The 18,281-nt window shown below is 36.5% G+C and carries 22 protein-coding genes and 1 riboswitch; of the genes, 16 read left to right on the forward strand and 6 right to left on the reverse strand.

Going from position 1 to position 18,281, the window contains the following annotated elements; translation table 11 throughout:
* The first annotated feature begins 5 nt into the window (after window positions 1-5).
* Entirely contained in the window at window positions 6-488 is a 483-nt protein-coding gene (locus BM018_RS03840; protein WP_092318810.1) for a CvpA family protein, read from the forward strand.
* Window position 489: 1 nt separating this feature from the next.
* Here BM018_RS03840 and BM018_RS03845 read toward each other — a convergent pair whose 3' ends face one another.
* From BM018_RS03845 to BM018_RS03865, 5 genes are read right to left on the reverse strand one after another with little or no spacing between them, the layout of a single operon-like run.
* Window positions 490-1,359, reverse strand: a complete 870-nt coding sequence (locus BM018_RS03845) for a glycine--tRNA ligase subunit alpha (RefSeq protein WP_092318812.1) — start codon at window positions 1,357-1,359, stop codon at window positions 490-492.
* The gene (locus BM018_RS03850) at window positions 1,356-2,315 is read right to left on the reverse strand and encodes an L-threonylcarbamoyladenylate synthase (RefSeq protein ID WP_092318814.1); all 960 of its coding nucleotides are present in this window, start codon (window positions 2,313-2,315) and stop codon (window positions 1,356-1,358) included. The genes BM018_RS03845 and BM018_RS03850 overlap by 4 nt, the downstream gene beginning before the upstream one ends.
* The gene (locus BM018_RS03855) at window positions 2,315-3,205 is read right to left on the reverse strand and encodes a DUF58 domain-containing protein (RefSeq protein WP_092318816.1); all 891 of its coding nucleotides are present in this window, start codon (window positions 3,203-3,205) and stop codon (window positions 2,315-2,317) included. The genes BM018_RS03850 and BM018_RS03855 overlap by 1 nt, the downstream gene beginning before the upstream one ends.
* Entirely contained in the window at window positions 3,205-3,459 is a 255-nt protein-coding gene (locus BM018_RS03860) for a hypothetical protein (RefSeq protein WP_092318818.1), read from the reverse strand. The genes BM018_RS03855 and BM018_RS03860 overlap by 1 nt, the downstream gene beginning before the upstream one ends.
* 33 nt (window positions 3,460-3,492) lie before the next feature.
* Complete coding sequence (locus BM018_RS03865; protein WP_092318820.1) at window positions 3,493-3,957, reverse strand: hypothetical protein; 465 nt, start codon at window positions 3,955-3,957, stop codon at window positions 3,493-3,495.
* 253 nt (window positions 3,958-4,210) lie between these two features.
* Here BM018_RS03865 and BM018_RS03870 point away from each other — a divergent pair, with 253 nt between their 5' ends.
* From BM018_RS03870 to BM018_RS07810, 6 genes are all read left to right on the forward strand, one after another.
* Window positions 4,211-4,660, forward strand: a complete 450-nt coding sequence (locus BM018_RS03870) for a bactofilin family protein (RefSeq protein ID WP_092318822.1) — start codon at window positions 4,211-4,213, stop codon at window positions 4,658-4,660.
* A gap of 26 nt (window positions 4,661-4,686) precedes the next feature.
* Window positions 4,687-5,463, forward strand: a complete 777-nt coding sequence (gene map / locus BM018_RS03875) for a type I methionyl aminopeptidase (protein WP_092318824.1) — start codon at window positions 4,687-4,689, stop codon at window positions 5,461-5,463.
* Between the two features lie 174 nt (window positions 5,464-5,637).
* The gene (locus BM018_RS03880) at window positions 5,638-5,886 is read left to right on the forward strand and encodes a FeoA family protein (RefSeq protein ID WP_092318826.1); all 249 of its coding nucleotides are present in this window, start codon (window positions 5,638-5,640) and stop codon (window positions 5,884-5,886) included.
* A 33-nt stretch (window positions 5,887-5,919) separates the two neighbouring features.
* Complete coding sequence (feoB, locus tag BM018_RS03885) at window positions 5,920-8,091, forward strand: ferrous iron transport protein B (RefSeq protein ID WP_092318828.1); 2,172 nt, start codon at window positions 5,920-5,922, stop codon at window positions 8,089-8,091.
* Between the two features lie 13 nt (window positions 8,092-8,104).
* Window positions 8,105-8,260, forward strand: coding sequence for a hypothetical protein (locus BM018_RS07805; protein ID WP_159428164.1), 156 nt, complete (start codon window positions 8,105-8,107; stop codon window positions 8,258-8,260).
* Between the two features lie 73 nt (window positions 8,261-8,333).
* Window positions 8,334-8,483 carry a hypothetical protein gene (locus tag BM018_RS07810; RefSeq protein WP_159428165.1) on the forward strand — a complete coding sequence of 50 codons (150 nt, stop codon included), beginning with the start codon at window positions 8,334-8,336 and terminating at the stop codon, window positions 8,481-8,483.
* A 13-nt stretch (window positions 8,484-8,496) separates the two neighbouring features.
* Here the strand turns inward: BM018_RS07810 and BM018_RS03890 are convergent, their stop codons facing one another.
* On the reverse strand, window positions 8,497-9,795 hold the full coding sequence (locus BM018_RS03890; protein WP_092318830.1) for an NCS2 family permease: 1,299 nt from the start codon (window positions 9,793-9,795) through the stop codon (window positions 8,497-8,499).
* A gap of 98 nt (window positions 9,796-9,893) precedes the next feature.
* Window positions 9,894-9,991, reverse strand: a riboswitch (purine riboswitch).
* Between the two features lie 82 nt (window positions 9,992-10,073).
* On the opposite strand from BM018_RS03890, the gene BM018_RS03895 reads away from it, so the two are divergent.
* The 9 genes from BM018_RS03895 (at window position 10,074) to BM018_RS03935 (ending at window position 18,228) form a co-directional block, all read left to right on the forward strand.
* Window positions 10,074-11,051, forward strand: a complete 978-nt coding sequence (locus BM018_RS03895; protein WP_092318832.1) for a hypothetical protein — start codon at window positions 10,074-10,076, stop codon at window positions 11,049-11,051.
* 65 nt (window positions 11,052-11,116) lie between these two features.
* Complete coding sequence (locus tag BM018_RS03900; protein WP_092318834.1) at window positions 11,117-11,368, forward strand: hypothetical protein; 252 nt, start codon at window positions 11,117-11,119, stop codon at window positions 11,366-11,368.
* Between the two features lie 254 nt (window positions 11,369-11,622).
* Window positions 11,623-12,072, forward strand: coding sequence for a hypothetical protein (locus BM018_RS03905; protein ID WP_143280404.1), 450 nt, complete (start codon window positions 11,623-11,625; stop codon window positions 12,070-12,072).
* 116 nt (window positions 12,073-12,188) lie between these two features.
* Entirely contained in the window at window positions 12,189-13,634 is a 1,446-nt protein-coding gene (gene sufB, locus BM018_RS03910) for a Fe-S cluster assembly protein SufB (protein WP_092318838.1), read from the forward strand.
* A 22-nt stretch (window positions 13,635-13,656) separates the two neighbouring features.
* Window positions 13,657-14,418 (forward strand): Fe-S cluster assembly ATPase SufC, encoded by a 762-nt coding sequence (gene sufC, locus BM018_RS03915; RefSeq protein WP_092318840.1) that lies wholly within the window; start codon window positions 13,657-13,659, stop codon window positions 14,416-14,418.
* On the forward strand, window positions 14,419-15,552 hold the full coding sequence (locus BM018_RS03920; RefSeq protein ID WP_092318842.1) for a SufD family Fe-S cluster assembly protein: 1,134 nt from the start codon (window positions 14,419-14,421) through the stop codon (window positions 15,550-15,552).
* Between the two features lies 1 nt (window position 15,553).
* On the forward strand, window positions 15,554-16,789 hold the full coding sequence (locus tag BM018_RS03925) for an aminotransferase class V-fold PLP-dependent enzyme (RefSeq protein WP_092318844.1): 1,236 nt from the start codon (window positions 15,554-15,556) through the stop codon (window positions 16,787-16,789).
* Complete coding sequence (gene sufU, locus BM018_RS03930) at window positions 16,779-17,252, forward strand: Fe-S cluster assembly sulfur transfer protein SufU (protein ID WP_092318846.1); 474 nt, start codon at window positions 16,779-16,781, stop codon at window positions 17,250-17,252. The genes BM018_RS03925 and sufU overlap by 11 nt, the downstream gene beginning before the upstream one ends.
* Before the next feature lie 70 nt (window positions 17,253-17,322).
* Window positions 17,323-18,228, forward strand: coding sequence for a hypothetical protein (locus tag BM018_RS03935; RefSeq protein WP_092318848.1), 906 nt, complete (start codon window positions 17,323-17,325; stop codon window positions 18,226-18,228).
* Window positions 18,229-18,281 lie beyond the last annotated feature (53 nt).

An 18,281-nucleotide genomic window follows, 5' to 3' on the forward strand; every position in this document is an offset into this window, starting at 1 on the left:
AAAATATGGAAGCATTTATTGAATATATAACAATTACAGTATTAATTATTGGTGCAATCTTAGGTGCTATAAAAGGATTTACTGCATTATTTTTTTCTTGGTTCGGCTTAATCGGCGGTGTTATTTTTTCTCATCAATTCTCTTTAGGACTTATGTACCGTTTATTGCCTCAATATACTCATAGTAAAATGTATATTATTTTATTTGCAGTTTTTGTATTTATTGTTATTTATATTTTAGCAGCAATGCTTGGTCATTTTGTTTCGCGTGTGATTTATACATTTCAATTGAGTTTTCTCAACCATATTTTAGGAGTTGTATTAGGCACGATACAAGCTATGCTAATTATTGGTTTTTTTATCGGTTTGCTTAACTATTATGGTTGGATCAATGCTCCTTCAATGCCAGTAACTAAATTTGTTTCCTACTGGGCAACTCAAACGTTTCATCTGCTGAGATCTGTTGTTTCCATGTTGACTCAATGTTGACTCAATATTGATGAGAATTTTGCCTATCTACCCATGCGTGAGCTACTTGTGAGGTCATCGTACGGACTTTTAAAATATAGGATTCTCTTTCTGTTACGGATATGGCGCCAAGCGAACCAAGCATATTAAAAATATGAGAGCATTTAATAGCTAAGTCATAGGCAGCAAAGACAGCTCCAGCTTGAATAGCGTGTGAAAATTCTTTTTCAAGACTGTCAAAAAGTTTGAAATATAAATCTTTATCTGCTACTTCGAATGCATAAATTGAATAGTCCCTTTCTGAATCCAGATGTAAATCGCCATATTTGGTATTTTTATTCCATTGAATATCTTTGAAATGTTCCACATTCTGCAAATACATTGCTATCCTTTCTGTGCCATACGTGATTTCCGCCGGAACTAAGGGTAATGTAATTCCTCCTACTTGTTGGAAATAAGTAAATTGAGTGATTTCCATACCATCCAACCAAACTTCCCAACCTAACCCCCATGCTCCAAGTGTAGGTGATTTCCAATCATCATGGACAAATCTTAAATCATGTTTTTTGATATCAATCCCTAAACATTCTAAACTATTAATATACAAATCGATAACATTATCGGGAGCAGGTTTTAATAGGGTTTGAAATTGATAATAAAATCCTAAACGATTAGGATTTTCGCCATAGCGTCCATCACCCGGACGACGGCATGGTTCTGCATAAGCTGTAGACCACGGTTTATGGCCTAAGGATCTTAAAAAAGTATCCGGATTAAATGTGCCAGCTCCTGTTTCTAAATCATATCCTTCTCTAATAAGACAACCGTGTTGAGCCCAAAATTCTTTTAAGCGGAAAATAATTTCTTGAAATGTTAATGCTTCTTTTTTCATAATATCCCTTTTTTATATTTTGTTCCAGCGCGTATTATTCTGTCACGTAATGCTCTTCCTTCTCCGTAATCAGGAGGGAGCTCACAATATATAGTGTGTGTATTGTTTTTGTCACATTCAAAAAAAGTTTTATATAGTGCTGCCGCGTACGAAATAATAGAGTCAAAGAAATAGCAGTCAACATTAGTATTATAATAATGCAGTGATAATAATGCCGAATGTTCTGAAAAAAATATTTCTTCACCACACTCAAAGAAGACAACAGTTGCTTGTGGTTGATAGTGTTTAAATTGAGTTCCCGGAGAACGATGACTTTCGTGAAGATTATGACTTGGTTTTATGTCAGTTGCATCTGCGATCATTTCTGCAGTGACAGCTCCCGGCCGTAAGATAAAAATTTGATCTTTTTCTACTTTGACTACTGTAGATTCAATACCGATGCTTAAAGGACCACCATCAAGAATAATGGGGACTTTTTGATCCATGTAGAACTGACTCATTTCTAAAGTTGTTGGAGAAACTGCTCCTGAAATATTAGCAGAAGGTGCTGCAATTGGTATATCAAGCCTAGATAATAATTTTAATGCTAAATCATGATCAGGAATTCGAATTCCAACTGTATCCAATCCCCCCGTAGCAATGTGGCTAATTTTGTTGTTTTTGGGTAGTATTAATGACAGTGGCCCTGGTGCGAATATTTCTAACAGCTTTTCTTCAATAGAGTTAATAGAAGCCGCTGCTTGTAAGACATTATTAATTGATGCTACATGGATAATAAGAGGGTTATTTGTGGGTCGACCTTTGATTGCAAATATCTGCTTTAATGCTTTATCTGAAGTTGCATCTGCTCCTAAACCATATACTGTTTCTGTTGGAAATACAACAAGATCTCCGGCATAGAGGGCTTGAACAGCCTGTTGGATTAATGATTCATCTGAGCCTATTAATGTTTGCATTAAAATCGTCTCGCGTGTTTCCGCAATAAAATATCAATAGTTTTAACGTAGTCAGTGTCTGCATTGATTTCAGCATATTCCAAGCCCAGATTTCGAAAAGTTTTTCTATAATTTTCAACAAAGGAGGAATTATTGGTGATCGAATGATGTTGCAAACTAACTAATTTTGATATTCCTGTCTCAATATCTTCCAATTCCGTCACTATTGGTAGATGCAGCATACTAGTAAAATTATGTTCTATTTTGTCATAAATGACAATAGGTATAACTTCATGTCTACGTGCTAATTTTGCTAACGCGGTTTCATAATTTTTGTCAAAAAAATCGCTAAGAAGAAAAATTATGGATTTTTTTTTCAACATCGACGATACACTATGCAACGACTGACTGATATTTGTCAGCCGTGATTTTCCTTGAAAATAATATATGTCGCGGATAATCCTGAGTAAATGCGAATGACTATGAGTCGGAGGAACAACTTTCTCAATATTATCAGAAAATAAAAGCATACCTATTCGGTCATTCGAAAAAAATGCTGTAAAACCAAGTAAAGCCGATATTTCAGCCATTATCGCCCTTTTGGAGATCCGAGATCCAAAATCCTCTGAAGCCGAAATGTCTGCAATAAAATAAGTAGTTAACTGCCTCTCTTCAATGAATGTTTTGATGAAAGGTTCGTTCATACGAGCCGTAACATTCCAATCGATATCACGTACATCATCACCCAATGAATAAGCGCGTACTTCGTCAAATTCCATACCTCTGCCACGGAATGAACTCTTATAATCGCTTTGCAAGGAATCATTAACTAAGCGACGGGCTGTCAGTTCTAGATGTTTGGTTTGCGCTACTATTTCTGCAATTGAAATGTCGCCAATCTGCATAGACATTATTTTTTCTCCTGATCTTCAGTAATATCAATTACCTTTGTGTGAGAACGTTTATATGGATTTTGAGGCTGTGGTTTGCTGGTCATTTTAATGACACGAACACTAGTTTTGTCAGTAAAAAGCGAAATAATCAGCATAATAGCAAATACAGATGCAAATATAACAAACAACCATAATAATATCGGCAGCCAAAAAGAAATGATTAAAATTCCTGCTAAAATTAATGCTATACGGCTTAAAACTTGTTGCCACATAATATCGACCTCACAAATCTTTTCTTTCTTTTCTTATAGAAAAGGAAGTTCATGAAAAATCATATGTAAAACTGCAATGATCAGAGTCAACCAACCTGATGTCAAAGAAAAATAACTTGTAAAGCCTAATATTTTTTCTTTCCAAGAATCAGGTAGCTGTATCCAATCCAGCAATTCAGGTGTCAGGAGTAGTGAATCGATAAACAAAATTAAACAGGGAATTAAAGCACCAATAACTGTGATGTTCCCAAATGATCCGAAATCAGGAGCAAAAAAGTTCCACAAAGCTAGGAAAAATGCAACAAAACCGGAAATTTGTCTTACTTTTGGCTGAGTGAATAAATCTGCTCCTTTTTTCAGGAATACAAGAATTCCTGAAGGCTGCTCTTTTTTGGCTATGCTCTGTTCAATGGCAGATCCCCATTGATCGGCCAGCATGAGAATAGCATAATAAAATAACGCTACGGTAAATAAAAAAACTCCAAAATCCATAAACATAAATTCCTCCATCCGGTAAGATCATTCTCTTACTAGACTTATTATACTGAATTTTATAATGCTCGTCAACAATATTAAATAAAATTCTTACGCTCTAAAAATCTTATAAATCCAATAAGTACTTAACCTTTAGATATCTAAAAAAAGAATACAGTTAAAATGTTGAATTTTCTGATAATGAAATTTGATTTATTTTGTGAAATATTCTATAATTTCATGGAATGATTATTTATTGAGCAGTCAGGAGAGTAAAATGAGTAAAGAAATTAATACCAACAGCATGATAGGCGAAGGCGCTATTTTCGAAGGCAAATTTCATGTTGCTGGCTCTTTTCGTATTGATGGACATTTTGAAGGGGAATTAACTGTTAAAGATCATTTGTTTATTAGCCCTGTTGGGAAACTCAAAACTGATACTGTTTACACTAAAACTATTGCAGTAGCAGGTATTTTTATGGGTAATATTGAAGCTAGCGAAGAGGTACTATTGCTGTCGACAGGACGTGTTTTAGGTAATATCAAATCCCCAAAGATGGTCATTGAACCTGGAGTGGTAGTTCAAGGGACAATCGATATCACCGGAAAACCAGGTGCTTCTCCAAAAATTGAAATTCCTAGTCTTGATGAGGATAGATTCTCAAAAAAGATCTCAAATAAAAATATAAAATCTCAAGGTTCCACAGAAGACTTGCCGAATATATAAGAAAATTAATAATTTTGTGGGGTTTTATGAAAAAAAAGGCTCTAGAAATCGGCTATATGAAGCAGGCCGGTAAATTAGTTGCGGATTGTTTTAATTATTTGAAAACTATCATAAAACCAGGAATAACAGGAAAAGAATTAGATGCTGCTGTAGAAGCCTTAATTTTTTCCCGAGGAGGACGTCCTGCATTTAAAAATTATGCTCCTATGTGCGGTGTTAGGCCTTTTCCTGCTTCAATATGCATTTCTTTTAATGAAGAGGTTATTCATGGCATACCCTCAGATCGTGCCATTCAAGATGGTGATGTTGTTTCTGTCGATATCGGTGCTGAATTAAATGGATATTATGGTGATTCCGCTTATACTTTTTTGGTAGGTAAAGTATCTAACGAAGTGGAAGAATTATCCCGAATTACACAAGAAGCCCTTAAAGCAGCTATTCGCGTATGCGAACCAGGAAATTATATTGGCGATATCGGCAAAGCAGTAGAATCAGTGGTTAAGAAAAAGTATGGTATTGTCCGTGAATTCTGTGGCCATAGCATAGGTAAGCGCCTACATGACGGCATCAGTATTGTCAATTATTATGATCCTAAACGAAAAGGACCCAAACTTGAAGCAGGGATGACTTTAGCAATAGAACCCATGATTAATTTGGGAACAGAAAAAGTTGTTGTACTAGATGATGGATGGACTGTAGTTACTCAAGATGGTAAACCGTCGTGTCATTGGGAGCATTCTATTGCTATTACTTATGACGGTCCCGTTATTTTGACAGATAGGGAAGATTTTTTTCTTGACTGAAGTGATTCTTTTCGGATTGTTTGTTAAAATATAAATTATTTTTTCATTCTTATCTTTGTATAAAAAATTTAATCTTATTTTTTAATTTTTTTTGTATAGTCCTTGATTTGTCTTATTTTATTTTTTTATAATAAAAATATCATATTTTTTTAAAATTAATGTTAAGAGGACTTTATGAAAAGAATTTGTCCGGCTATTGAGTTACTCAATAACGACTGTAAGCATTGTATTGGAAAGATCAGTCATTTCAACAATGTTGACAGACTGACCTTCCAAAAATTAACTAGTTTGGGTGTCTGCAAAGGCTGCCCGATCTCTATTGAAAAGCAAACAATTTTTGCTGATCCTATAATTTTTCAAATTAACGATTCCCGTATTGCACTGCGTAAGAAAGAAGCTCAATTGCTCATGATTGAACTCTAGATTAATATAGTATTTATTGGGAGAAGCAGCGCAATGAAAAAAGCATTTTTAATCGGCAATCCGAATGTGGGAAAAACCGCCGTTTTGAATATTTTAAGCGGGTCATCATTCAGTGTTGGTAATTGGGCAGGTGTAACAGTTTCTCGCCAAGAAGGTGTTTTAAATTTGAGTAACGGAAAAATTCATCTTTTAGATCTTCCCGGTTTATATAGCTTGTCTCCGTGTTCCCAAGATGAAGGTATTAGTGCTCAAGAAATTTTCGGCAGTGATGCTGATGTTTTTTTGAATATTATTGATGTGAATAATTTGCACCAAAATATTATGCTTTCTGCAGAATTGGGAGAACTTGGAGTTCCAGTGATCGGATTGCTGAATTTTTATGATGAATTCAGCCAATCTCAGGAACTGGATATTAAAGCATTAGAAGAAGTATTAGGTTATCCGTTGATTGCTTTCAGTGCTCGAACAGGGCAAGGAGTGGAGCAACTAAAAACTTTGTTAGATGAAACAAAAGATTTTTCAGTATGGAAAAGCAAAACTAGAATAGTAACACAACCAGCATATCAAAAGCTCCCTGAAATCTTCTCGCGGGAGTTCGAACGTTATGGTCTTGCTCGTTTTGCTTCTAAATTAGATCCTATTGCTGTACTAGCTCAGCTTTCTGTTAAAAATTCTGTCGTTATGCAAAAGTTCCATCTTACTGGAAAAGATGTTGATGCTGTGCTACTGTCTCGTAGAAATGACGTACCCGATTTCATACAGGATATCATTGATAAAAAAGAATATGTCGTTCAAAGTGCGAAAGTAGTCTTGAAGCCTGGAAAAAAAAGCAAATCATCTCAAGCACGTGCTGCTGATTCAATACTTTTACATCCTATATTTGGAATGGTGAGTTTTTTTGCTATTATGTTGATTTTATTCACGATGGTATTCAATTTAGCTAATCCTTTTATCGATTTTATAGATTGGTTGGTTGGTGAAAAATTTGCTACTTATGCTTCGGAATTTCTTGGTGATACGCATCCAGCTTTTCAGTCTTTTATTGTTGACGGGCTGATCGGAGGTATCGGCAGCATCTTAACTTTTGTTCCACTTATATTTATTCTTTATATATTTCTGGCCGTCCTTGAAGAAAGTGGCTATTTAGCTCGGATTGCTGTTTTGTTGGAATATCCTTTGTCAAAGATTGGGCTTTCCGGTAAAGCTTTTTTTCCGATGATGCTGGGGTTTGGATGCAATGTTCCAGCAATTTATGGTGCTCGTGTTCTTGAAACTCCTGAACTCCGTAGATTAACGGCTTTATTGGCTCCATTGATGTCCTGTGGGGCAAGGCTGACTGTTTTTGCACTTTTTGTATCTGCCTTCTTCCGAGGAAATGCTAGTCTTATTTTGATAAGCATGTATCTTGTAGGACTTGTTATTGCTGCAGTATTGAGTTATATTTTTTCAAGATTCACACTATTTTCATCGGATAACAGCTGTTTTGTAATGGTTTTGCCGCCGTATCGAGTACCTAATGGAAAAGTAGTTTTTCGAAACGCTGCAAAACATGCCGGGTCTTATATTCAGAAGGCTGGAGGTATTATCCTTGGATTACTAATGGTCATTTGGGCTTTGTCATATTTTCCTAACGACGGCGATATTCATGAATCGTACCTCGCAAAAGCTGGTCGCGTAATTCAACCGGTTTTTGTGCCTCTGGGCTTTGGCGAACGCTGGGAGCCTGTGGTATCAATTATTCCATCTCTTATTGCCAAGGAAGCAGTAGTGGGTTTTCTAGGGCAAGTGCTTGTTTCAGAAGATGATAGTAATGATGATGAGCCCCAAGCTCAATTTTTATTAGGGGAAGAACTCCGAGAAATAAGCCGTGAATTTTTGGTGACAGTTCAGAAAGCTGTGGTAGGGTTTTTTACATGGAATGTTGCAGATTTGTTCACTCCTCCCGATGAAGAGGAACTCGAAGCCGAAGGTGGTGTAGGAATTGTTAATAGGTTGCGCAATATTTGGGGTGATGATCCTTTAGCCCCCGTGAAAGCTTATTCGTTTATGCTTTTTATTTTGTTGACAGTGCCTTGTGTTGCCTGTATTGGAGCCCTTAAACAAGAACTTGACAGAAAATCTTTTTGGATTACACTGACATTGTATGTATTTTTGCCTTATGTTGTAGCATTGTGTTATTATCAAATAGCCAGATTTCTTGGTTAAAACGGAGGTCTTTATGAAAACTATTATTATTCTATTGGTGCTAAGTCCTTTCTTATTTAACGGTATCAAAGCATTATGGCGCTTTTTCAAAGGTGAAAAAGTCGAGTGTGGCACATGCCCGATGAGCGATGGCTGTTCCTGCAAAACAGATAAGTGTGGTCGATGTTAATAAGCAATATTTAAGAAAAATTTATGATTCGCAGCAAAATTTCCGATAATATGAAAGTATAATTGGAGGAAATATGCTGCAACAAACATCTGTCCCGTCAATAAAAAGAAATAAAGTTTCTCAAGGTATTCGTTCGCAAAGATTAGTACATTTTTTTCGAGCTGTTGCGTTATTTTCAGTGCCTATTCGTTCGGTGGAATTTGGTCTTAGGCGTAGAAAATAATCTGCTTTTATTTTTATTGCTGAGCCAAATAGTACATAAAAATAGCAGTTAATAAATAAAGTCCTGGAGATAGTTCTTTTCTTTTTCCCAGTACAATCTTGATAAACGTATATAGTATCAATCCAACTGCAATTCCGTTAGCAATTGATCCCGAGAATGCTGTTATTGCCATCATGCTGAGTGGTGCAATAGTATCATCCAGCGTACCAAAGTTAATATGACTTAGACTGTCTAGAAGCATTAAACCAACAATAATAAGGCAGGGAGCAGTAGCAATATTTGGGACCATCAAAATCAAAGGCGTAAAAAGCAGTGCAGTAAAAAAACATAACCCTGTAAATATAGCAGTTAATCCTGTTCGGCCTCCTACAGAAACTCCTGATGCTGATTCTATATAGGTAGTGACTGTAGTTAATCCAAAGCAGGAACCGATAATTGTTGATACGGCATCAACGAAAAAAGGTTTTTCAATGTTAGGGAGGTTTCCATTCTTATCCAGCATTTTTGCTTGTGATGCAACGCCTAAAAGAGTACCTAGCGTATCAAAAAAATCTCCAATAAAAAATACAAAAATGAAAGGAAGCGTTGAAGGCGTTGTCAATCCAGAAAAATCAAATTTAAACATAACAGGTTCCAAAGACGGTGGTAGCGAAAAAATTTTGTCGGGCCACTGAGTAATTCCCAACGGAGTCCCAGCCAATGTAATGCTAATAATACCAATCAGCATGCTACCGGGAATTTTGCGTAGCTGCAATGCAATTGTTAATAATAAGCCACCCAAAGTTAATATGATATTAGGGGTATTTAGTTTAGCCATACCTAATCCATGAGTTGTAGGGATAATGATACCTGAGTTTTTTAGCCCTAGATAAATGAGAAAGATGCCGATAACTGCACCTATTCCGAGTTTGATAGAAGCAGGAAGAAAATGTGCAGTTGCTTCCCGGAAACCGAATATAGTCATCAAGAGAAACAAAATTCCCGAAAACAATACTAATGATATTCCTTGCTGCCAAGTGAAAATCCCTGAAGCAACTAACGTAAAACTGAAAAAGATGCTAGTTCCCATGCCTGGCGCTAAAACAAAAGGATACTTACTATAAAGACCCATAAAAATAGATGCTATCCCGGATACCAAAGCTACAGCTGTGGCTACGCTGCCTACCGGCATGCCTGCACTTGCCATAATAGTGGGGTGCACTGCTAGAATGTAAGACATAGCCATAAAGTTAGTAATTCCTGCAACAAATTCGGTTTTGACCGAAGTATGATGTTTTTTTAACTGAAAAATTTTTTCCAGTGATATAGCCATAAAGTTCTCCTTATGTTGAAATGAATTGCCTATAAATGAACCATAATATCATTTCATGATAGGAAAAACTGCAGTATACTATTGAAAAGTAATGTGTTGAATATATGAAATAACATCATAGCGTTTCATTTACAGTGAAACGTAGAAACTCCTGTCCTTATTACAGGGATATATGAGGCTCTTTATTATAGGTAATACTTTTCAGTTTGTCAAGATTTGACTGTTGACAAACTAGTATTTTTTTGATAAAATATTAAAATTTGGTTTTGGGGTGGGAAATGAAAAAATTATTGTTCATCTTTCTTTTTGTTATTGTGCCTATAGATGGGTATACAAAAGCAGTATCTGAGGAATTGATAGCTCGGCAAGAAAAAGTTCGAGCAAAGTGGAAATATAATCCTTTTCGTACTAGTAACCGTGAACGTTTATTGTTTGGGTGGCAGAATCCTAATGCGTTTATCACCCGATTTTGGATTGGTGGGATACCTAATCTGCATTCTGTTTTTCCTAATCCCAACATGAAAACACACGATATTGCTATGGCATTTGCTCCTTTGCTGGCAACGGAGCTTAATGTGATTCCCTTTGAAGTGGGGCAACTTAAAGTCCGAATTGGTATTGGGTTTTTGGCTGATTTGAATTTTTTTGTTTATAAATCTCATATAAAGCAGTTGTATGGAAATACGTTTTTGGTTTCGGATTTTCTTAATGTATCTACTTTTGTTGATTTTGTCGTTGATGATACCTGGAAACTCCGATGGCTTCCACTGATTCACTTATGCTCGCATGGGGGTGGCGATTATTTTGGTGACCCTTCTCTCGGTGGCACAAAGGAATGGGCAGATATGGGTTATGAAAGCATGGGCTTTGAATTCTATTACAACTGGAATTATTTTACTTTTTATTCGGGAATACGTTTCGGTATGCGGGGTGTTTTTGGATCTTATTATGCGACGTTATTTAGTTTGTTTGCTGGTGCGGATGTTCGTGTCCCGGTGTGGGGGTATTTGAACTTTATTGTAGGATTTTTTGTTGCTGGTGATTATAATACAATCAACACCTTAAAACGGGAAGGTAATCATGTTAGGAGGCTTGCTTCCCACAAACAATGGAATCCAGTATTTTCATCTGCATTAGGTGTAGAATTAGACAGATTAACGCTTTCTTTTAAGTATAGTCAAATGCAGTCTCGTCATTTAGTTGCGTTCTGGAAACGGGATATCCGTTACGGTTTTGAAGCTACAGTTTATTTTTAAATTTCTTGCCTTTATTCAATAAGTAAAGTAGGATATTGTTGTTTATCAATTTTAGGTATTTAATGATGAAATATAATGTTTTTTCAAAAACTGTGAATTTTCTGACATTGGTTTCGTTTATTTTTGGTGCATGTTCGTTGACTCCTTCTCAAGAAATTGGCGAGACTGAAAATGGCAAAGAGAATCTTCAATATCAGAGAATGCCATTAGACTCCAGCCCATATTATGGGCGTTCGTTATTAAATGGTAACTCTTTAAAAGCATATGATTTTATCCTTGAACATCACTTTACTTTAAGGTCAATGCTGGGTGTATAATGATATTTATCATAGTCTTTTAATTTGATTAACAAAAATATTTACATAACCAAAGAAGAATTGAATCGTGTTCTTAACCATATTATGAATGATGATCCTTGCTTATATACGATGCACCCAGTTGCTAGTATAGAAACTTATCAAGGTTCTTCTGTTGATTGTATGTAGGGTTCCGTTCATCAACATCGGATTTATTATACATAGAAGAAATAGAAAAAATTTATCAAAATACGGATAAAATTTTATAGAATATCTTGTCTGGGATGAAGGAAGCACAAAAAGTTCGGGTTATTCATGACGAATTTATAAAATTGGTTTGCTATAGTATGCTCTTAGAACATGAAGGGGATCTTAGGGGTGCTTTTATAAACTTCAGAATGGTATGTGAAGGATATGCGCGAGGATTATTGTTTCTTTTTACAAAGAGCTGGTATTTTGGGTGTTTATATTGCTGGAGATACCCCTCAAGGAATGCATGCTGGGAAACCAAGGTCCGTATTGATGGTCAGTGGTATAATATAGCTCCTACATGGAATTATCTTGTTGGAGTGAATGCTGAAGTTATTTATGACTGTTTTTTGAAAAATGATGCTGAGTTTTATATCAATCATACTCCTAAAACTGATACATATGGTTATGCAGTTCTCCCTGATTCCTCTGATCAAAGTTATGCGTTGTTAGACACTGAATTTGTTGTGCATTAAAGCCGCATGTAAGTTTTTTTTCTTAAAAAAATAAAAAAATATTGATTGTGATGGTTTCAAAATGGTATAATTATTTAGGAGATTATTATTTCAAAATCATTCAGTAAGGAGTAAATATGAGTGATACAGCTTTACATGAATTTATGGAGCAGGAATATCAGCATGGATTTCACACAGATGTAGAAGTTGATCAGGCTCCTCTTGGGCTTAACGAAGATATTATTCGGCTTATAAGCGAACGCAAAGGTGAGCCAGAATATATGTTAGAATTTCGTCTTAAAGCGTATAAACACTGGTTGACAATGACCCCCCCCGAGTGGTCGCGCAATCAGTTAGAAAAAATAGATTTTCAGAAATTGCGTTATTATTCGGCCCCCAGAAAACGTTCTGGGCCTCAAAAGGCATCGCTAGATGAAGTAGATCCTGAAGTGTTAAAAACTTTTGAACGTTTGGGAATTCCGCTCAGCGAGCAAAAACGGCTAGCTAATGTTGCGGTTGATGCAATTTTTGATTCAGCGTCTGTTGCAACTACGCATCAAAAATTTCTTGCTCGTCACGGAATTATTTTTTGCTCAATCACCGAGGCTATCAAAGAATATCCCGATCTTATCAAACAATATTTAGGTTCAGTTGTTCCGGTTACGGATAATTATTATGCTGCTCTTAATTCGGCGGTATTTACGGATGGATCGTTTTGCTTCATACCGAAAGGTGTAGTCAGTCCAATGGATTTAAGCACATACTTTCGCATCAACTCTCAAGAAACAGGCCAGTTCGAGCGTACACTTATTGTTGCGGAAGAAAAAAGTTTTGTTAATTATATTGAAGGCTGTACAGCACCACAATTTTCATCTCATCAGTTACATGCGGCTGTTGTGGAAATTGTTGCTTTAGAAGATGCCGTTGTGAATTATTCTACAGTGCAGAATTGGTTTCCTGGCGATAAAGATGGAGATGGCGGCATTTACAACTTAGTTACCAAAAGAGGCATCTGTAAGGGTGATCGTTCTAAAATTACATGGACGCAGATTGAAGTTGGGTCGGCAGTTACGTGGAAGTATCCATCAGTAATTCTTAAGGGAGACCACAGTAGGGGGGAATTTTATTCCGTTGCACTTACCAATAACAAGATGCAGGCTGATACTGGTACGCGTATGGTGCATTTAGGAAAAAATACAAGTTCTTACATTGTTTCAAAAGGGATTTCTGCGGGACAAAGCCGAAATGTTTACCGTGGTTTGGTGTCGATGGCGAAATCAGCAGTGAATGCAAAGAATTTCACTCAATGCGATTCCATGCTGATTGGTGGTGAATGTTCGGCAGTGACGTATCCCTATATTGAAGTTAAACATCCGTCATCGCAGATTGCTCACGAAGCAACTACCAGTCAGATCAGTGAAGAACAAATCTTTTACCTCCAATCGCGTGGCCTGGATAGAGAACAAGCAGTATCATATATTTTGAATGGATTTTGCCAGGAAGTATTTAAAAAATTGCCGGCCGAATTTTCTGTGGAAGCTGTTCGGCTGCTAGAATTGAAATTAGAAGATAGTATAGGATAAAATAAAGTATTAAGGACAAATTATGTTAAAAATAGAGAATCTCCATGTACGAATTGAAGAAAAAGAAATATTAAAAGGTATATCATTAGAGTTCAAAAAAGGCGAAATTCATGCTGTTATGGGTAGAAATGGCTGTGGAAAAAGCACCTTGGCCAAAGTTATTGCTGGGCACCCCGATTATGAAGTTACGGATGGCGATATTTTAGTAATGCAGGATAGTACTTATGTTTCGATGCTGGAAATGGAACCCGAAGAACGTGCTGCTTTAGGAGTATTTGTGGGGTTTCAAACGCCTGTGGCTATTCCTGGACTTGATAATGAAAGTTTTTTACGTACTGTTTACAATAATTATCGCGAGCGGCACGGGTTAGAACGTATGGATGCTGTGGATTTTCGTGAATTTGTGAGCGAGAAAATGACAAATTTAAGTATGGGCGAAGAGTTCCTTAGTCGTGGTGTTAATAGTGGTTTTTCTGGAGGTGAGCGTAAAAAAAATGAAATGATTCAACTGTCTCTATTAGAACCTAGTTTGGCAGTTCTTGATGAAATTGATTCTGGTTTGGATGTTGATGCACTTGCTACAATTTGTAGCGATATCAAAAAATTGAAAACAACTGATAATACTTTTGTGCTTATTACACATTATAATCGTATTTTGAAACATTTAAAACCGGATTTTATCCATGTTTTCAATGACGGCAAATTGGTACTTAGTTCGAATGATGCTGAACTTGCCCATCAAATTGAAGAGCAGGGTTTTGAATCGTTCCTGAAGGGGGCGTAAATGAAAACTTTAGATGCTTATTTTCAAGAGTATCTTGGTGATCGATCCAATGATAAAGCTGTTATATTTCCAAACGTCAAAAGTGAAGAATACCGCTACAGTATGATTGTTCCCAAATTGGCATCGATGGCATTGGATCCTTTCCAAAAAGGTCAAATTATTGATGTGCTATGGGAAAGTGATTATAATTTTTTTTCTGATCAACAAAGTGAATTTTTCTCATTAATGGCCTATGATCAGCTATCTCCTTATTTTTTTAGACATAAGAATTATTTCAAACAAGCAAGCATAGCAAAAGATCCTTTGTTTTATAATATTAAATTTCCAGAATCGCGTGATACTATGACGATTACTTTTGCTGGTAGTAAAGGGTCGCTGATGGATAAAAAAGTTTATATTTGTGTTGGGGCAAACCGTAAAGTGAAAATCTATATTAATTTTTTGTCTGAACATAGTTCACTAATGATGCCACTTATCTTTGTTGAAGCAGGTGCTTACAGTCATGTAGAAGTTATCTATGTTGTGCCTCCTTTGTTTAATCGAGGTGTGATACTGCCTATTTACGAATTTATTGCGCAAAAAAACAGTCATATTTCATTGCAGACGTTCACGGAGGGAATAGAGTTTCACCGCTTAGCATTTATTGGTTATCTTGCCGGTACTGAGAGCCATATTGATTTGCGCACTGGATTTTGCCTGCGCGGCAAAGAAGCATGTGATTTATATGTGCGTATGTTCCATGAGGCTCCTGACAGTACTAGCAACCAAATGATCAAAGCATCTACTTTTGACTCTTCGACGATGAATTTTAATGGTCAAATTTATGCAAATCACGAAGCAAAAAATATTTATGCTTATCAGATGTTGAAAGGGATGCTTTTGGGAGAAGATTCACAGATTTTTGCCCGACCCCAATTGGATATTGAGTATTTTGAGCTGGCCTGTTCGCATGGGGTTTCTATCGGTGGCTTTGATCCGGAAGAACTCTTTTATCTGAGAAGTCGAGGTGTTGCTGATAAAGATGTGTATCCTTTGTTGCTTTACGGGTTTTTTGCAGAGCCTTTTATGGAATTGGATTTGGAAGATTTTTGGATTTCCAAGATAAAAACCGCACTTGGTACAGAGGCATCTTAAAATGGCTGAACTTGGACAAGTTATTGCTTCTATTCGTGATAATTTTTCGTTTTTTTCAATGCCGAACAACCAAAATTGGGTTTATTTTGATAATGCTGCAACTGCTCTTAAACCTGATGCTGTTCTTAAAGCAGTGCACGGTTATGATACGGAATATACGGCAAATATTCACCGTGCTGTATTCGACAACAGCTACAAGGCCAGCGAAGCATATGAAAATGCACGCTCCATAACAGCACGTTTTTTGGGAGCAACGTATCCAGAAGAAGTTATTTTTACATCAGGAACGACAGCGTCTGTTAATTTATTTGCCCGAAGTTTTGCGGAAACCTTTCTTCAACCTGGTGACCGCGTTGTTTTATCAGAAATGGAACACCATGCTAACATGCTGCCATGGCAAAAATTGGCTTGCGAATTTAATTTCGAATTGGCTTTTATTCCGATTACGGAAAAAGGAGAGTTAGATCTTTCTGACATTGATATATTACTAAGCAGCAACACAAAGTTGCTTGCAATAACTGCTGTTTCCAATACATTGGGAACGATAAATCCTATTGATTTTTTGGCGGAAAAGTGTAAAGAAAAAAATATTTTTGTTTTTGTTGATGCTGCTCAAAGTGTAACTCATCAGCCCTATTGTTTAGCTGAAAGTGCTATTGATTTTTTGGCATTTTCCGGCCATAAGATTTTTGGTCCTACGGGAATAGGTGTATTATGGGGGCGAAAAGATTTGCTCAAAAAAATGCCTCCTTTCTTTTACGGAGGAGGTATGGTTTATGATGTATCACTGGAGCAAGCTACTTATGCTTCATTACCATCTCGATTCGAAGCCGGAACACCGCCCATTGCTCAAGCGATTGGTTTGGGAGCCGCTTTAGAATATGTACAACAGTTAGGTTGGCAAGCTATTAAAGAAATTGAAGCACAAAATATTGAACGTGGCAAGAAAATATTCAACCGATTCAAGGATTATGTTTCGTTGGTTGGAGATTCTACTAATAGAGTACCGATTTTTTCTTTTGCGGTCGATGGCATTCATCCTCATGACGCTGGTTCGTTTTTCAGTGAAGCTAAAGTTGCTGTGCGTACGGGGCATCAATGTACACAGCCTGTAATGAAACGTTATTGCTTGCCGTCGGTGTCACGGATTTCAGCTTCTATTTACAATACAGAGCAAGATTGGCAGCAGTTTGAAGCTGCTTTGTCAGCTCTTTTGGAGTTTTTTTATGTCAAATAACTTGGCAAGTTTATATCAGGAATTAATTCTTGAACATAGTCGTAATCCCCGTAATTTTGGGACTCTTCCGGTGCCACCAGCTCAGGAAGGTTGGGGGGTTAATCCGTCGTGTGGCGATAAACTGGTGTTGTATTTGGAAAAAGATAGTGATAAAATTGTCAACATCAAATATGATAATGAGGGATGTGCTATTTTTAAGGCTTCCTGTTCATTGATGAGCCAGATGTTGATGGGAAAAACAACAGAGGAAGTAAAAAAAATTCTTAATGTCTACATGGATTCTCTTATACTTAGTAATGATGTGCCAGATAATGAAAGTATAGAATTATTAGGTAAATTGAAAATTTTCGAAAATGTAAAAAATTATCCAGCCCGTGTGAAGTGTGCTGCTTTATTTGCGCGTACAATGCAGAGTATGCTGGATAATGAAAATACGGTTGTCAGTTCTGAAGATATTTCTTAATTGAGATCTTATACGGTCTCAAATTTTTTTTTTTTGTTCCGATATTGAGATATCTTGTGGGAGGCGTGCCGTGCGATTAGTATTTTTTTGTTTGCTGTTGATTAATAGTTCTGCTTTTGGATTGATGGCGAAAATTTCTTTTGCCAAGCAAAATTATACCAGTTCTGAACCTATACAAATAGTTCTTTCGGTGTATAATACGAATAATAAAAGCGTTAATATTGCATTATCAGATACTTTGTACCAAACCATTAGTTTTGAACTCCGCACAATAAAAAATGAAGCAGTTCCTCTTAAACCATCTGTGGATGCACAAGTAAGAACTATCTATGCAAATCCTTCTTTGTACCGATATATTACTCTTGAGCCGAATGAAATTTTTTCACGTATTTTTGATTTGCGCGACTTTTTTGATATAACAGCTTTCAATTCGTATTACGTAAAGGCGTCGTTTTTTCCGGATCCCGATAATCGGGCCGAGTTTTTTAAATCCGATTATACGGTATTTACGCATATTCCTCCAGTGTCTGTTCAGCAAGAAATAGTTCTTGTGCAGACAGAAAGAGAAAAAATACTTCAAGAAGCAAAACTTTTGCTTCCTAGCGAAAGTATTGCAGACTTGTTTGAAGCGCAAGCTGTAAAAGATTGGGAACGATTCTTGGTGCATATCGATGCAGAACGTTTGATCAACAGCTTTGATAATTATGCTCAGCAGTACAATGCTGCACGTGAGGGGTCCTTTAAATTAGATATTCTGGAAAATTTCAAACGCTTTCTCACTGTCCATTGGAACTCAACGTTGATCAGCTATGATATTAAAGAAACTCTTATTCAGGAAAATAAAGCATATGTTACTGTCGACGCTGTTGAAGGAATAAGATTCACTAGCCGCCGATTGCGTTATAATTTCATTATGTACAAAAATGGAGCTGGTCAGTGGTTGATTGAAGATTATACGGTGCTTGCTTTAAATTGATTGGGATCAATACTTGAATTTCTATAAGAGTTATGGTATAATGCCAGATAAGG

It is taken from the genome of Brevinema andersonii (assembly GCF_900112165.1).
In the GTDB taxonomy this organism is placed as follows: domain Bacteria; phylum Spirochaetota; class Brevinematia; order Brevinematales; family Brevinemataceae; genus Brevinema; species Brevinema andersonii.

What these genes read in the sequence shown, in the direction of transcription:
- BM018_RS03890 (WP_092318830.1), bottom strand. Translation starts at nt 9,795, where the DNA reads ATGGCTATATCACTGGAAAAAATTTTTCAGTTAAAAAAACATCATACT.
- BM018_RS03900 (WP_092318834.1), top strand. Translation starts at nt 11,117, where the DNA reads ATGAAATATAATGTTTTTTCAAAAACTGTGAATTTTCTGACATTGGTT.
- BM018_RS03855 (WP_092318816.1), bottom strand. Translation starts at nt 3,205, where the DNA reads ATGTCTATGCAGATTGGCGACATTTCAATTGCAGAAATAGTAGCGCAA.
- BM018_RS03860 (WP_092318818.1), bottom strand. Translation starts at nt 3,459, where the DNA reads ATGTGGCAACAAGTTTTAAGCCGTATAGCATTAATTTTAGCAGGAATT.
- sufB (WP_092318838.1), top strand. Translation starts at nt 12,189, where the DNA reads ATGAGTGATACAGCTTTACATGAATTTATGGAGCAGGAATATCAGCAT.
- BM018_RS03920 (WP_092318842.1), top strand. Translation starts at nt 14,419, where the DNA reads ATGAAAACTTTAGATGCTTATTTTCAAGAGTATCTTGGTGATCGATCC.
- BM018_RS03895 (WP_092318832.1), top strand. Translation starts at nt 10,074, where the DNA reads ATGAAAAAATTATTGTTCATCTTTCTTTTTGTTATTGTGCCTATAGAT.
- BM018_RS07810 (WP_159428165.1), top strand. Translation starts at nt 8,334, where the DNA reads ATGCTGCAACAAACATCTGTCCCGTCAATAAAAAGAAATAAAGTTTCT.
- BM018_RS07805 (WP_159428164.1), top strand. Translation starts at nt 8,105, where the DNA reads ATGAAAACTATTATTATTCTATTGGTGCTAAGTCCTTTCTTATTTAAC.
- BM018_RS03840 (WP_092318810.1), top strand. Translation starts at nt 6, where the DNA reads ATGGAAGCATTTATTGAATATATAACAATTACAGTATTAATTATTGGT.
- BM018_RS03925 (WP_092318844.1), top strand. Translation starts at nt 15,554, where the DNA reads ATGGCTGAACTTGGACAAGTTATTGCTTCTATTCGTGATAATTTTTCG.
- BM018_RS03845 (WP_092318812.1), bottom strand. Translation starts at nt 1,359, where the DNA reads ATGAAAAAAGAAGCATTAACATTTCAAGAAATTATTTTCCGCTTAAAA.
- BM018_RS03880 (WP_092318826.1), top strand. Translation starts at nt 5,638, where the DNA reads ATGAAAAGAATTTGTCCGGCTATTGAGTTACTCAATAACGACTGTAAG.
- sufU (WP_092318846.1), top strand. Translation starts at nt 16,779, where the DNA reads ATGTCAAATAACTTGGCAAGTTTATATCAGGAATTAATTCTTGAACAT.
- sufC (WP_092318840.1), top strand. Translation starts at nt 13,657, where the DNA reads ATGTTAAAAATAGAGAATCTCCATGTACGAATTGAAGAAAAAGAAATA.
- BM018_RS03865 (WP_092318820.1), bottom strand. Translation starts at nt 3,957, where the DNA reads ATGTTTATGGATTTTGGAGTTTTTTTATTTACCGTAGCGTTATTTTAT.
- feoB (WP_092318828.1), top strand. Translation starts at nt 5,920, where the DNA reads ATGAAAAAAGCATTTTTAATCGGCAATCCGAATGTGGGAAAAACCGCC.
- BM018_RS03870 (WP_092318822.1), top strand. Translation starts at nt 4,211, where the DNA reads ATGAGTAAAGAAATTAATACCAACAGCATGATAGGCGAAGGCGCTATT.
- BM018_RS03850 (WP_092318814.1), bottom strand. Translation starts at nt 2,315, where the DNA reads ATGCAAACATTAATAGGCTCAGATGAATCATTAATCCAACAGGCTGTT.
- map (WP_092318824.1), top strand. Translation starts at nt 4,687, where the DNA reads ATGAAAAAAAAGGCTCTAGAAATCGGCTATATGAAGCAGGCCGGTAAA.